The 13,505-nt window shown below is 54.6% G+C and carries 17 protein-coding genes and 3 pseudogenes; 1 reads left to right on the plus strand and 19 read right to left on the minus strand.

The genetic code is table 11. The features are described 5' to 3' along the window. Window positions 1-125 precede the first annotated feature (125 nt). A complete protein-coding gene (gene blr, locus ACQG1Y_RS09985; protein ID WP_151884424.1) occupies window positions 126-251 on the minus strand; it encodes a division septum protein Blr in 126 nt (41 codons plus the stop codon). 239 nt (window positions 252-490) lie between these two features. Between blr and ACQG1Y_RS09990 the strand changes: the two genes are divergently transcribed. Beyond that, window positions 491-1,531 (plus strand): oxidoreductase, encoded by a 1,041-nt coding sequence (locus tag ACQG1Y_RS09990; protein WP_032648137.1) that lies wholly within the window; start codon window positions 491-493, stop codon window positions 1,529-1,531. Between the two features lie 56 nt (window positions 1,532-1,587). Here the strand turns inward: ACQG1Y_RS09990 and add are convergent, their stop codons facing one another. The 18 genes and pseudogenes from add to gamL all read right to left on the minus strand — a co-directional run bounded on the left by add (window position 1,588) and on the right by gamL (window position 13,498). Continuing rightward, window positions 1,588-2,586 (minus strand): adenosine deaminase, encoded by a 999-nt coding sequence (add, locus tag ACQG1Y_RS09995; protein WP_032653360.1) that lies wholly within the window; start codon window positions 2,584-2,586, stop codon window positions 1,588-1,590. 96 nt (window positions 2,587-2,682) lie between these two features. After that, window positions 2,683-3,855, minus strand: a pseudogene (locus ACQG1Y_RS10000) (MalY/PatB family protein). Between the two features lie 49 nt (window positions 3,856-3,904). Then, a pseudogene (malX, locus tag ACQG1Y_RS10005) lies at window positions 3,905-5,311 on the minus strand (maltose/glucose-specific PTS transporter subunit IIBC); the annotation flags it as partial. Between the two features lie 44 nt (window positions 5,312-5,355). Further along, window positions 5,356-6,636, minus strand: coding sequence for a site-specific integrase (locus tag ACQG1Y_RS10010; RefSeq protein ID WP_045345348.1), 1,281 nt, complete (start codon window positions 6,634-6,636; stop codon window positions 5,356-5,358). 32 nt (window positions 6,637-6,668) lie between these two features. Beyond that, on the minus strand, window positions 6,669-6,917 hold the full coding sequence (xisR, locus tag ACQG1Y_RS10015; protein WP_150189013.1) for an excisionase family protein: 249 nt from the start codon (window positions 6,915-6,917) through the stop codon (window positions 6,669-6,671). 108 nt (window positions 6,918-7,025) lie between these two features. Next, window positions 7,026-7,190, minus strand: coding sequence for a hypothetical protein (locus ACQG1Y_RS10020; protein ID WP_164076817.1), 165 nt, complete (start codon window positions 7,188-7,190; stop codon window positions 7,026-7,028). Between the two features lie 9 nt (window positions 7,191-7,199). Beyond that, a complete protein-coding gene (locus ACQG1Y_RS10025; protein ID WP_039025583.1) occupies window positions 7,200-7,439 on the minus strand; it encodes a DUF4222 domain-containing protein in 240 nt (79 codons plus the stop codon). Continuing rightward, the gene (locus ACQG1Y_RS10030) at window positions 7,402-7,848 is read right to left on the minus strand and encodes a phage protein NinX family protein (protein ID WP_121909075.1); all 447 of its coding nucleotides are present in this window, start codon (window positions 7,846-7,848) and stop codon (window positions 7,402-7,404) included. The genes ACQG1Y_RS10025 and ACQG1Y_RS10030 overlap by 38 nt, the downstream gene beginning before the upstream one ends. A gap of 78 nt (window positions 7,849-7,926) precedes the next feature. Then, a complete protein-coding gene (locus ACQG1Y_RS10035) occupies window positions 7,927-8,115 on the minus strand; it encodes a TraR/DksA family transcriptional regulator (protein ID WP_426737154.1) in 189 nt (62 codons plus the stop codon). Window positions 8,116-8,213: 98 nt separating this feature from the next. Then, complete coding sequence (locus ACQG1Y_RS10040) at window positions 8,214-8,405, minus strand: DUF1382 family protein (protein WP_426736737.1); 192 nt, start codon at window positions 8,403-8,405, stop codon at window positions 8,214-8,216. Further along, window positions 8,402-8,698 (minus strand): DUF4406 domain-containing protein, encoded by a 297-nt coding sequence (locus tag ACQG1Y_RS10045; protein ID WP_047723671.1) that lies wholly within the window; start codon window positions 8,696-8,698, stop codon window positions 8,402-8,404. The genes ACQG1Y_RS10040 and ACQG1Y_RS10045 overlap by 4 nt, the downstream gene beginning before the upstream one ends. Continuing rightward, window positions 8,698-8,913 (minus strand): annotated as a pseudogene (locus ACQG1Y_RS10050) (hypothetical protein). Before ACQG1Y_RS10050 ends, ACQG1Y_RS10045 begins: the two are co-directional and overlap by 1 nt. A gap of 2 nt (window positions 8,914-8,915) precedes the next feature. After that, window positions 8,916-11,102: a Dam family site-specific DNA-(adenine-N6)-methyltransferase gene (locus ACQG1Y_RS10055; RefSeq protein ID WP_426736738.1), complete on the minus strand. Its 2,187-nt coding sequence runs from the start codon at window positions 11,100-11,102 to the stop codon at window positions 8,916-8,918. Beyond that, the gene (locus ACQG1Y_RS10060) at window positions 11,099-11,251 is read right to left on the minus strand and encodes a DUF1317 family protein (RefSeq protein ID WP_023306344.1); all 153 of its coding nucleotides are present in this window, start codon (window positions 11,249-11,251) and stop codon (window positions 11,099-11,101) included. Before ACQG1Y_RS10060 ends, ACQG1Y_RS10055 begins: the two co-directional genes overlap by 4 nt. After that, a complete protein-coding gene (locus ACQG1Y_RS10065) occupies window positions 11,248-11,676 on the minus strand; it encodes a hypothetical protein (RefSeq protein WP_048249391.1) in 429 nt (142 codons plus the stop codon). Before ACQG1Y_RS10065 ends, ACQG1Y_RS10060 begins: the two co-directional genes overlap by 4 nt. Continuing rightward, entirely contained in the window at window positions 11,673-12,353 is a 681-nt protein-coding gene (locus ACQG1Y_RS10070) for a lambda exonuclease family protein (RefSeq protein ID WP_048249393.1), read from the minus strand. Before ACQG1Y_RS10070 ends, ACQG1Y_RS10065 begins: the two co-directional genes overlap by 4 nt. Further along, window positions 12,350-13,195, minus strand: coding sequence for a phage recombination protein Bet (gene bet / locus ACQG1Y_RS10075; RefSeq protein WP_045324626.1), 846 nt, complete (start codon window positions 13,193-13,195; stop codon window positions 12,350-12,352). Before bet ends, ACQG1Y_RS10070 begins: the two co-directional genes overlap by 4 nt. 18 nt (window positions 13,196-13,213) lie before the next feature. After that, window positions 13,214-13,498, minus strand: coding sequence for a host nuclease inhibitor GamL (gene gamL / locus ACQG1Y_RS10080; protein ID WP_214553240.1), 285 nt, complete (start codon window positions 13,496-13,498; stop codon window positions 13,214-13,216). Between the last annotated feature and the right edge of the window lie 7 nt (window positions 13,499-13,505).

The following is a 13,505-nucleotide window of genomic DNA, read 5'->3' on the forward strand; positions in this document are numbered from 1 at the left end:
AATTAGGAGTTTTCTTTGCGAAGATTCAGGCATCAGCAGATGCCTGGAAGAGAAGGGTAACCCCGTTCATTACGGCTGGCAATACGTTCCATGACGTAATGTGTCACGCTTTATGACGACACGGCTTACTTTTGTTGTGCGACAGTAACAGGCTCCGGCGGCTGGTAGTTATCGATATGGCTGGCAATGCCGAGCAACACGACTGAAACTCCAAGGACAATCCATCCCGCTAATTCAATGATTCGATTAATTATTGACGACATAATTTGTGTTTGTAATTTATCCATAAATACAGATTACAAATGTTACAGCGCCCTTTTCGCCAGAGCAAGCGCTTTGGGAACGATTCCCCGAACCCATATACACACTTTAATGCGAGGTAACAAAAAACGCTGTCGCAAGATGCTATTTTAACTCACAGGGCACATTATTAATCTGTGCGTTAAGCACAAGGCCAGTGATAAATAAGCGCACAGCGAGGGGGCAAACGATGAGTGAAAACATCCGCGTCGGTCTTATTGGCTACGGGTACGCAAGCAAAACCTTTCATGCACCGCTGGTTGCCGGCACGCCGGGAATGGAACTGGCGGCTATCACAAGCAGCGATGAGACTAAGGTCCGCGCCGACTGGCCAGCCGTGCCGGTGGTAACGGAGCCTAAGCATCTGTTTAACGATCCTAATATTGACCTTATTATCATTCCAACTCCTAACGACACTCATTTCCCCCTGGCGAAAGCGGCGCTGGAGGCAGGGAAACATGTTGTTGTCGATAAGCCCTTCACCGTGACGTTGTCACAGGCGCGCGAGCTGGATGCGCTGGCGCGTAGTCTGGGTCGGTTATTATCGGTCTTTCACAATCGGCGCTGGGACAGCGATTTCCTGACGGTTAAGGCGCTGATAAACGAAGGCACGCTCGGCGAAATTGCCTTTTTTGAGTCGCACTTCGATCGTTATCGTCCGCAGGTGCGAGATCGCTGGCGCGAGCAGGCGGGACCGGGTAGCGGCATCTGGTATGACTTAGCGCCGCATCTTCTCGATCAGGCCGTTCATCTGTTTGGTTTGCCCGTGAGCATGACGGTCGATTTAGCGCAGCTCAGGCCGGGGGCGCAGACCACCGACTATTTCCATGCCATTTTGAGTTATCCGCAGCGGCGCATTGTGCTGCACGGGACAATGCTTGCGGCGGCGGAATCGGCCCGCTATATCATTCACGGGGCGCGCGGCAGCTATGTGAAGTTCGGCCTGGATCCGCAGGAAGAGCGCCTCAAAAATGGCGAACGCTTACCGCAGGAGGACTGGGGCTACGACATGCGCGACGGGGTGGTGACGCGTGCGGAGGGGGAGGTACTGGTTGAAGAGACGGTATTGACCCTGCCGGGGAACTATCCAGCGTATTACGCCGCCATTCGTGACGCGCTGAACGGTTCAGGTGAAAATCCGGTTCCCGCAAGCCAGGCAATTCAGATTATGGAGCTCATCGAGCTCGGGATCGAATCTGCCAAACATCGCGCAACGCTCTGTCTGGCATAAGTGCTAAACGCTTTCGTAGGCCGGGTAAGCGCAGCGCCACCCGGCAGTAAAGAGGACTACTGAGCAACTTTATCGCGCAGCGCCTGTTTCTCTTCAGGCGTCAGGAAGGCGATCTCCAGCCCGTTGATTTGCGCCTGACGGATCTGCTCGCGGCTCAGCCCGGCCTGTGGTGCGGCGATGTTGTATTCGTGAATAATATCCACGCCCTGAACCGCCGGATCGTCCGTGTTCAGCGAAGCCAGCACCCCGTGTTCGAGGAAGGTTTTCAGCGGGTGTTGCGCCAGCGACGCTACTGTACTGGTCTGAATATTGGAGGTCAGGCAGGATTCGATTCCAATACGTTGTTCGGCGAGGAAATCCATCAGCGCACGATCTTCAATGGCTTTCACGCCATGACCTATACGTTCCGCACCCAGTTCACGAATGGCCTGCCAGATGCTTTCCGGCCCCGCAGCTTCGCCCGCATGAACGGTAATATGCCATCCTGCATCACGTGCGCGGTTGAAATGAGACAGGAACAGACTGCCCGGGAAGCCCAGCTCGTCACCGGCCAGGTCGATGGCGGTGATCTGGTCGCGATGCGCCAGTAATGCTTCCAGTTCCTGAAGACAGGCCGCTTCACCGAAGGTACGGCTCATAATGCCAATCAAACGCGCCTGAACGTCAAAGGTTTTGCAGCCTTCACGCACGCCTTCAATGACCGCTTCAACCACGCCCGCTACGGGGAGGTTGTGGGTCATCGCCATATAGCCCGGGGAGAAACGCAGTTCAACATAGTGCAGGCCGTTACGCGCCGCATCTTCGATGTTTTCAAAGGCGACACGGCGACAGGCATCGACCGAGGCCAGCATCTTCACGCCCCAGTCGAGCTTGCTCAGAAAACTCACCAGATCCGGTTCGTTCGACGTGACCTGAACATGCGGGATCAGGGTTTCAAGCGTTTCGGCAGGGAGGGTTAAATTGAACTGGCGACTAAGATCGAGAATGGTTTGGGCACGAATGTTTCCGTCGAGGTGGCGGTGAATATCAGTTAAAGGCAGGCGTGTATCAATCATGGTCGCACTCTTTGCTGGTTAAAGTGCGCCATATTATAAAAACAAAACGGGGTAAAAAGCTATTTGCGCAAGGGAATATTCCGTTGCGCAAATGATTTACAGCAGAGTGTTGATGCCGGCGATAAGGCGTTGAACGCCCTGTTCAAGCTTACTACGCGGACAGCCGGCGTTCAGACGCACATAGCCTTTACCTTCATCCCCATAGGTATATCCCGGCATGATGGCCACTTTTTGCTAATCAATCAGCACGTTTTGCAGCGTATTGTCATTAATGCCAAGCGGGCTGAGATCGATCCATGCCAGATAGGTGGCCTCGGGCGGTTGCCAGTTGAGTGTCGGAAATGCAGTATTCAGTTCGTCAGCAATGTAGCGCAGGTTTTCTTCGAGATAGGTCCGCAGCGCGTCCAGCCAGGGTTCTCCCTGTCGGTAGGCAGCAATGTGCGCGGTCAGCGCCAGCACGGAAGGGGAAGAGAGTCCGTCCCGACCTTTTAATGCATTCAGATAGGCGCTACGGCTGGCGTCATCGGCGATAAGCCCCCAGGCACCCGTCAGCGCCGGAATGTTGAAGCTTTTGGAACCCGAGGTCAGCAGCGCCCATTTACCGCGCGCAACCTCGTTCCACGGGGTATGACGATGCGTGCCCCATACCATGTCCATATGAATTTCGTCGCTGATCACCGCTACGTCATAACGTTCACACAGGGCCGCCATTGTGGTCAGCTCTTCCCGCGTCCAGACTTTGCCGGTCGGGTTTTGCGGGCTACACAGCAGCAGCACCTTGTTTTCCGGTTTTGACAGCGCCGCTTCCAGCGCGGCCATATCGCCCTCCCAGCCATGCGCTGTTTTCTGCATCGGCACGGAAACAACGGTACGCTGGTTGCCTTCGATGGCTTTATAAAAGGCATCGTAAGCCGGGGTATGGACCACCACGCTGTCGCCAGGCGAGGACCAGAGGCGGATCAGCTCCGAGACCATATAAATGACCGACGGCCCATACACCACGGTTTCGGTATCAATCTGACTGTTAAAGCGTTGCCGGAACCAGTGCGCCACGGCGGCCAGAAATTCGTCATTTTTCCAGCGACTGTAGCCAAACACCCCGTGGTTTATTCGCTGGTGCAGCGCATCGGTAATGCAGGGGGCGGTGGCGAAATCCATATCAGAGATGGTGAAGGGCAGCAGGTCGGCAGCGCCAAAACGGTCAGCGACATAATCCCACTGGGTACACCAGGTGCCGTGTCGATCCACGACGGTTGAAAAATCAAACATGACGGTGCTCCGTAAAGTAAAACCCCCTCATGACGAGGGGGGCGAGGCATCAGGCTTCGACGGTTCGCATCAGGGTTGCCAGCTCATCCTTCACTGACTGTACCTGCGGGCCAATGACGACCTGCAAATTGTGTTGGTTTAACTGTACCACGCCGATAGCCCGGTTAGCTTTAAGTGCGTTGGTATCCACTTTGGACATGTCCGCCACCGACAAACGCAGGCGGGTGATGCAGTTATCCAGAGAGGTAATGTTATCCGCACCGCCCAGCGCCGCCAGAATAGCCGGCGTGTTATATCCGGATTTCCCAATGGTGCCGGCTACCGCCTGTTCAACGCTGGTGGCCGTATCGGTATCGCGGCCAGGCGTTTTCAGGTTAAAGCGGGTGATGGCGAAGCGGAAGATCCCGTAGTAAACCGCGAACCAGATGGCGGCCACAACCGGCACCAGATACCATTTGGTGGACAGACCGTGCAGGATACCGAAGACCACGAAGTCAATCACGTTACCGTCGGTGTTACCGATGGTCACACCGAGCACAGCCATCACGGTAAAGCCCAGGCCCGTCAGTACGGCGTGGATGAGGTACAGTACCGGCGCTACGAACAGGAACAGGAACTCGATAGGTTCTGTCGTACCGCCCACCACGCAGGCAATAACGCCGGAGATCAGCAGACCTTTAATTTTATGACGATTTTCCGGACGGGCACAGTGGTACATCGCCAGCGCTGCGCCCGGCAGGCCGCCGAGGAAGGCAGGCATTTTACCCTGAGAGAGGAAACGCGTCGCACTTTCAGAGAAGCCGTGAGTGGTCGGGCAGCTCAGCTGGGCCTGGAAGATGGTCAGCGCACCGCTAACGGAATGACCGCAAACGTCCATGGTGCCGCCTGCTTCCGTAAAACGGATCAGGGCAACCAGGATGTGCTGTAAACCAAACGGCAGCAGCAGACGTTCACCGGTACCGAAAATCATCGGGCCGAAATCACCCGCGCCGTTGATAATGCGGCCAATACCGGTGATCCCCATGGCAAAAATCGGCCAAATCAGAGGGATGATCAGACCAAACAGACCCATCACAACCAGCGTAATGATTGGCACAAAGCGGGTCCCGCCGAAGAAGGCCAGCGCATCGGGCAGGCGGATGTTGTGGAAGCGCTCGTGCAGCATCCAGATAATCACCCCCGCGATCACGGCTCCAAGGATCCCGGTATCGATGGACTGAATACCAATCACGCTCTGAATGTTATTGGCTTTCAGTACCGCCGCGTCGGTCGTGGGCAGGATCCCTTTGGCGGTCAGCCAGAAGTTAACCGCAAGGTTCATGACCGCATAGCCAACGAAGCCCGCAAACGCCGCCACGCCTTTGTTTTCGCGCGCCAGACCCAGAGGAATGGCGATACAGAACATTACCGGCAGGAAGCTAAAGGCAAAAGAGCCGACCTTGCTCATCCAGATGAATCATGATTGAAGTGATATTAATATGTTAAATCAGATAGTTAAGGTTATGCGGTTTTTCTATGTGGCATCAGTGGGGCATTTTGAGTAAATGATGCGTTCAAAATGCCCACCTGGTCATGGTTATTCTCGGTCATCCATTTACCGTAAACCGTGAATAGCATTTGCGCTGACGAATGGCCCATCTGGTGCGCAACGAAATTTGGGTTCGCTCCGGCGACCAGTGCCCAGCACGCATATGTGTTCCTGGTTTCATAAGACCGTCTTTGTCGGACGCCTGCACGACGCAGGGCAGTGCGCCAGGCTGAATTAATGGATCCGGGGACGTAGCACATCGTCTTCTTACCGTTCATTGAAGTAATGGACGGCGAGAATATAAAGGTGCATTCATCGGTTCTCTTTTTTTTGTATTCCCGTAGGCTGACGCTTACCTTGTGGGATGCCATCATTCTGGTCAGTGGCATTTGCGCCTTGAGTGCATCAATTGCTGGCTGGGTCAGCTGTATTGTTCGAATCCCGGCGTTGGTTTTTGGCAGGGTGAAGTTTCCCTTCAGGGAATAGTTCCGTGACACTGTAACAGTCCAGTTGACAGTATCCACATCCTCCCAGGATAACGCGCTTAGTTCGCCATGCCTGACGCCTGTATTTACCGCAAAGATAACCATATTCTGAAACTGTAGCGTTGGGCAGGCCGCAACCACTCTCTGATACTCATCAGAAGTAAGAGGATCTGGAATGGGTCTTTCTTTTGCGAGAGGGGTAATACCTGCCATCAGATCAGTTTTCAGGTATCCACTTTTGAAAGCAAAGCCCAGCATCCCGCCAAGGCATGCCATATAGCTATTGACTGTAGGAACGCTTCTTCCCTTTTTGGGTGGATGATTTAGGCCATGTCTGGTCTTCTGCCAGCCGTTCAGTAGCTCCTTCCTGGCACTAAGGATATCTTCAGTGTTCAGGCTGCCGATATACCTGTGCTCACCAATTGTTTCGATAGTGGTTGTGAGGTGGCAATCGTAACGCCTCAACGTCCCGAGGCTAAGCTCCATCTCTTTAAGCCCAAGCCATTTCGATTTCAGTTCAAGTAGTGAGATTTGCTTTCTGACAGTGCTGAATTTCTCTGCGTTCGATGAATCAGGGAATTGCGAGGCATAATTGAATGTGCCTGTCTTTATCGCAAAGCAGACTGAAGCCCGAAGTTCGCCTGCCATTTTCCTGTTTTTTGGCGTGTCAGGAACGCCGAGATTTTCCCTGACACGCTTCCCCTGATATATGAACCATATACGTAACGATTCGCCATGAACTTCTACGCCTGTTGGGTATGCTGCCATAATCATTCCTCGTTTGATGTGCCAAAGGACATTTAAGCAGATATTCTCCGGCGTTTCGCTGGGCTTTGGTGCTCGATCCAGTGGTTTATCTCATAGCGGTTATACATGATTGGGCTGTTTTGCTTAGGTGCCATATCAGGGGCAACATGGCGATAATGCTTTCCCTCCATCCAGGTAGACCGGCGGGCATGCTGAATCATGTGCTTTGACATGCCGGTTGTCGCAGTTAAAAGTTCCTCTGTGACCCATTTGTTTGGTACCAGCTGAATAATGTCGCTCATGGTTTTCTCCAGGCAAAAAGAAGCCGCCCGTAGGCGGCAATAACATCAAGGGATGTGAGGCGGTGCTTTCGCACCCAATAGCCAGCTCATAACTGGCTATCAGTTGCGTCATGGCTTCGATGCGCGGTAATCGTCTAGCGCTTTAGCAATCGTCTCAATTGGGTCATGCTCCTGGCTGATAATTTCACGGATGCTTTCCTCGCTTGGGTTTAGACCTTCTCCATCACCGAAGTAGAAGGCGAGTGCGTTCATAATTTCATCATATGCCGACATAGTCTCTCCTCATGCCGCGCGCTGGGCGCGCAGCGATTTAATGTGCTCACTCGTCTCCAGTTCGGCGCGTATCTGTGCCGCCTCACGGTGATCGAGGTGCTCAAAATCATTGTTGAATCGGTCGATTGAAGCGGTGTTGATCCGGCCCTGTCGCCAGTAGCGGACTATCTGAGAAGTGCAGCTATGGATGATGACGGGCCAACCGTGCTGGTCAGCGTAAATCTGACCCCGTTGAATTAGCTGGAACATTGGGAAGCTCCTGCATTAAAAGGAAGGTAATCATCGCGGCGCGCAGCGGGTTCTTCTGGTAATCAGTACCGCACGTCCGGTCCAGGTTTCGCGTATGGCACCATGTAGTTTGTGGCTCTGTACTGTCGTCACCATCAAACTCGATGGAGATTCTGTGCTTGGCGATAAGTTGCCAGGCGACATCTGGGTCATTGCAAAAATCAAGGCGATGTCCATTCTGGTGAGTAACGAAAACAGAGCCGTCTTTGTTGCGCAGTCCGGTTTCTGTGCCTCGGCCCCAGCACCATCCATCGCTAACGTATTGGCGGTGGCTAACTTCCTGTGGATCGTCGGTGTAAAAGCCAGTGAGGATAAGTTGCTTTATTACCAACGCATTGATTTCATCGTCGGTTAGCATGGTGTAATCCATCACATCACCCCCGCTTGTCGCATTTGATACACCATCCACTCCAGCACATACGGCCGCAGTGTTTGCATATAGGCCACATTACATTCCCCTCTGCTTATTCTTCAGTTCGATAACGGATTGGCACTCAGCGCATGTCTGGCAGCCGGGAACGGCAGCGCGCCGCGGCTCGGGAATTGGTTCGTCGCATTCCTCACAATGCTCAGCTGATACGGCATTACGGTCGATGCGGTGAGCGGAAAGGGCAGCGTTACGCTGAAGCTCTTCAATCTGCCATGGTCAATGCTCCCGGAACTGTCGGTTAATTCGGTTGAAGGTGAACGCAAGCAATAAAAAAGGCCGCGATAGCGACCTGGTGATTAGTGCCGTCATGCTGCACCGCCATCATTCTTCTCGGCTTCGACTGCTATCTGCTCAAGCCGTCGAGATAGCTCGGCGGCCAGTGTCTGGAAATCTTCCTCAGTCGCCACCGGAATCGGCACGAAGCGAATCCCGATATGCGCAAGGTTATTGGCGATTTCGAGGCTCTTCCTCAAATCAACGGGTGAGGCTCGGTTCATGCGGCGCGATCCTCTTCCTGGAAGATAATTTCCATTTCAAGCTTCTCGGCCAGCGCATTCTCCGCTCGGGCACCAGCGGAGTGCTCCCAGCCTTCAAGCATGTAGATAGCATCAGCACAGCGAAGCATAGACAGGCAGATGTCCATGTACTCGGCCTGGGTTAATCCATCTGGTAGACGGGCGGGATTCAGAACAATATGGCCTTTCGACCAGAGATGAAAATGCGCATGGTTAAAAGCGGCACGGTTAAAATTAGGTAGGCCGCTCATTGGCCCAGCGATGTATATTTTCACTATTCAACTCCGAAGCGGCGATTAAGCCGCCCTGTGTATACGACGAACTCCAGGAGGCTAACTCCCAGAACTTCAATTTTCTTGTGATGCTTGTTGATGATGGGAGGCACAGTTTCGTTCCAGTTAGGCTTTGGCTTCTTGCGCATGGCCTGCTGGATTTCCTCGGCGCAGCGGCGTCAGGCGGCGCGGATGGCGTTGTCTGTTTCTGGCGTCATGGTTAAATCCCCAAAGTGGCGACGATATCCTTCGCCGTCTCACGCGTACTGCCCTTGCTGGATATCGCCCGCCGGGCATCAACATGATGAAGGATGAATCCGTGCTGCTCATAAAGCTCAAGAACTCGTGGAGCTGTTGAGTTACTGATAAGAACTTTCGCGCCTCGCTGGTGGGCTGCTACACAGCTTTCCGCAAGTGAAATCTGATCAGCCCATGAGAACCCGCCAGCGGCGTAATTTGTGAAACCAGCGGTACCAGGCAACGGCTCATAAGGCGGGTCGCAGTAAACCACATCACCTTCACTGGCCAGCGCCAGGGTCCTGCGAAATTCAGCATTCAGGAACACGCATTTATGCGACTTCTGCTTAAAAGCCTTTATCTCAATCTCTGGGAAATAGGGAGCTTCGTACTTGCCCCAGCCAACATTAAAGAAACCATCACGGTTGTACCGAATCAGGCCGTTAAAGCAGTGTCGATTGAGGAAGAGAAAGGCTGCTGCACGCTCCGGCGCTCCCATGCGCTGGTTATTAAACTCATCCCGAAGCTCTTTGTACGCAACCTCACTGTTGGCACGCTCAAACAGCATTCTGGCAAGCGAACATACTCTGATGTGGTCCACTTCAAGCATCTGATAGAGGTTAATAAGATCTGCATTGACGTCAGCAAGCAGGAAAGACTCGTGCTTTTCGGAGTTGAGAAACACCGAGCCGCCACCAACGAATGGCTCAACGAGGCGTTTACCGGCTGGTATAAGTCGGTCCAGATCCGGAAGCAGAGAATATTTTCCGCCAGCCCATTTCAGGAACGGGCGCTGCCAGTTGCGCAGTGCAGGCGTTTCGATTGGAAGCGCGGCGGCGATGCGCTCACCAATCCAGCGCATTACCGGTACTGCCATGCTATTGCCGATGGCTTTATAGCGTGGCCCGTCCGGACATTCATCAGCATCCTTTCCGCGCCAGCCGATCAGAGTGTGATTATCAGGAAAGCCCTGAAGGCGCTCGCACTCAATCGGTGTTAGGCGGCGAACCTGCATACCCCACCCGATAGCGCCTACACCCATGCCTGCACGGCCGCCATTCGGCGTCAACAGCGCGTTGGCTGTGCCGTCATTTCTCACCTCGACCGTACTTCCTTCTGAGCGACCACGGATTGCCAATGTGAATGGTTCAGTAACTATCGCGTTTTCCTGTCCGTTGTTGCGTCCAAGAGTGTGCGCCAGTTCTCGGTTGGTGTCAGGATCCTGCGTACCGTGTACGGCGAAGGTTTCCACTTCAAAGTCAATGCGCTGGCCCTTGGCGGTCAGGCATGCGGCCACATCGATGTTCCCGCTGGTATTACCGCCGCCAAAAGCGATAACTGGAGTTCCTCTCCCGGTGCCGTCCTCGCTACCATCGAAACCTTCACCTTTCAGCGTATGACTAATATCGCCGCTGGCGCACTGCGCAATCAGGCGTCCAGCTTGTGCCTGGTTGTCGTCTGCGCCACACGTTCCAACGCCTCTTGCAGTAAGTGCGGCAACAGCCTTTTGCGTTTCTCGGCGCGGCGCAGAATCCCGGCGCACGCTGTCGAGCTCAAAAAGTACCGCTGCGGGATCGAATCCTTTTCGAGCACTTGCGACAACGAACACACGGCGGCGTCGTTGGGCCACTCCGAAAAATTGAGCATCAAGGACGCGCCAGGCGATAACCCTTTCTGGTCCAGACACACAACCTGCGTGCGTCCATTTTCCCCCTGCTGGCTGCAACTCACTGCTTTCTCCGGCAAGTCCTGCCAGAAAGCACCCGAAGGCATTGTCTTTGCTGCTGAGCACTCCGGGGACGTTTTCCCAGACGATGATTGATTCTGGCTCACCGCGTTCGCGGCGCTTTGCGTCGATTGCATTGGCTAATTCCACGTAAGAGAGGGTTAACTGGCCGCGGTCATCAGACAGGCCTTCACGTAAGCCGGCGATGCTGAATGCCTGGCAGGGCGTACCGCCGACCAGAACATCAGGCGCTTCGACATCACCAGTGCGCACCGCATCGGCGATTTTGGTCATGTCGCCGAGGTTGGTTACTTCCGGCCAGTGATTGGCGAGGACGGCTGAGGGGAATGGTTCGATTTCAGAGAACCAGGCAGGTTTCCAGCCGAGAGGTTCCCACGCTTTACTGGCAGCTTCGATACCGCTGCACACGCTTCCGTATTTCATGCCGCCTCCTGCCTTTCCCGATATTCCTCAGCGAGCCGCTGCGCCTTTAATGGATTGCTGACCACTTCACCCCAGGGCATTAGCCAGCCTTTACCAATGAAGGGAAGGCACAGCGTGCCAACCCTGATGTCGTCGTGAGCGTGAGTCATAGGATGGACTCCATTTCGTCGATGTAGAGGCCCTGAGCAATCAGGCGGCGGCGGCGGGCGGCACGTTCAATGCATTCCTGCCGTCTACCTTCCTGCGACTGCTCTATGGCGCGCCGGGTGAACAGCCGCGATTTGCCCTGCGGCGTTACGACCTTTGGCTTCGTGACCAGGTCGAATGCCCGGTCGCAGATGCCGTCCTCGTTGACCCATTTTCCCGACTCAACGATCTGCGCTATCTGTCCTGAGCCGCGGGTAATGCCGTTGGCGACCCGGTTAAACTCAATGAGCGATACGCCAAACTTCTCGGCGATTTCGCTGCCGGTGACCGGGCGACCGCGCGTCTGAATCATCCAGATAACGCGCTCTCGGAGGCCGGAGAATTGCCCGGTGCGCCCGGGCCTGCGGTAGAAGGGTGTGCGTTTCATTTCCACTGCTCCCCGAACGTGAAGCCGATTTCCGCCAGCGCCTCGTCCATGTTCTCGATGAACTCCGGCACCATTTCGTTGAAATCGGTCATGTACTGTGGATCCCGCTCAACGACGACGTGGTGAATACCTTCGCGTTTCATGCGCGGGTCGTAGTTTGCAAAGAACCAGGCGTCTTTTCCGGTAACCCACATGCTGTACTGCACCTGGGCCATGTACGCAGACTTGATGGCTTCAAAACCCCCAAGGCGGAATTTCATGAAGTCGCGAGAGGTGAAAGGGCATTTAAGCTCAAGACCGAATCCGTTACTGCACAGGCCGTCAGGGGAGCACGCGGTGCGCATGCTCTCGTCACGGAACAGGATCGGAGACTCCGTGACTTTCACGTCCGTGGTGAACTCGAAGAGGGTGCGGGCGTCTTCCTCGTACTGCTTGCCCCAGGCCAGCGCCTTGGCGTTAACCTCTGGCGCGACGCCGGTGCATACCTCGGCGAGCAGCGTGTGGAAGTAGGACATTTTCATGTCTGTCCACTTCTTCCCAGATCTTGGCTTTGCGATGACGTTATGCACTTCGGAGGCGGTGATGACGCCGAGGCGCAGCCGGTGCCACGCCTCATCGCCCTGTTGGATGGTTGTTACGTCAATACCGGTCCGGGCCAGGATAATTTCTGGTGTCATGCTGCCGCCTTAGCTCTTTTCTGAAGGAAGCCATACCCTTTCTGCGCCTCTTCTTCAGTGAGTTCTGACGCCTCAAGGATTTGCCGCTTGAAGATGTCGCTGCAAAGAGGAAGAAAGTCTTGCTCCATGTCCTTACCAAGCTCTTTCAAAAGATTGGTAATGGACTGGATGGTTTCTTCGCTTGCGGCTGGTGGAAGCGCTTCTGTGGTGCTGCGGGGCGTGACGTCACGGATATCAACGTCCAGTGATTTGCCTTCCATTTCTTCGGCGGTAGGCTGCTGTCCAATCTCAGGCCATGCCTTACGCAACGCCTGGGCTTCTGCGCATTTAGCCAGCTGGCCGTATGGGCGCTTTTTCCACATCGCGTTCGGCGCCGTGGTGTCGCGTCCGCCGGTGGCGTAGTTTTCAATCCAGTATTCTTTGGCGCTGAACTCGACGATCTCTCCGCTAGGCATGCGCTTGTAGACGGTGTATTTGCACCACTGAGGGAATGTGACCTCGACACCAGAAAGCGTCTGCGTCGTGTCTGGACCGAACTCTGGTTCGCGGGCACCGGCATAATCACCTGAGCGGTCCGCCTGAATGCGGTAAAGCCCGATGCCCGGCATGACCACGTCGCGCCAGTCGCCTTTACCTGTTTTCGAGTCTTTGACGTACATCGGAACGAGGTGGACAGGTTTGAGCAACGGATCCAGCTGGCGTGCGCGGCAGTAGTCAAGCGCCATCATTACCGATTCGTCTTTGGCGCCAGGGTAGATGCTATTCTTCAGCGCGCTCCAGGTGGAGACGTCGACGCCTATCTCCTGAAGTGACGTCGCTGTGATTGTTAATTCGTTTGCCATCGTTAATCCCCTCAAAAATTAAAACGGGCAGCCGGTACGATGTTCCCAGTCGTATTCCGCCTGGGCGTAAGCAACTGCCGAAATGAAATCGTTGTAGGCCTCGCCAGCTTTATCGCTGCGAAGTCCTTCGTATGGGCTGGAGTCAATCGGGACCGTGAAGTGGAAGAGGCCAGACGGTTCTTTTGGCATCATGTCGATGATTTGTTGCGCCCGGTCGTCGATCCACTTCTCTTTCTCGTCGGTGAGCTGCTGCTCAACCCAGCGCCGATCTTCGATGCGGTCGTAAGTCAGGAATGCGTTCATGGTTGCC

Origin of the sequence: Enterobacter cloacae complex sp. 397G4, from assembly GCF_050031515.1 — a bacterium.
GTDB lineage: Bacteria > Pseudomonadota > Gammaproteobacteria > Enterobacterales > Enterobacteriaceae > Enterobacter > Enterobacter hormaechei_C.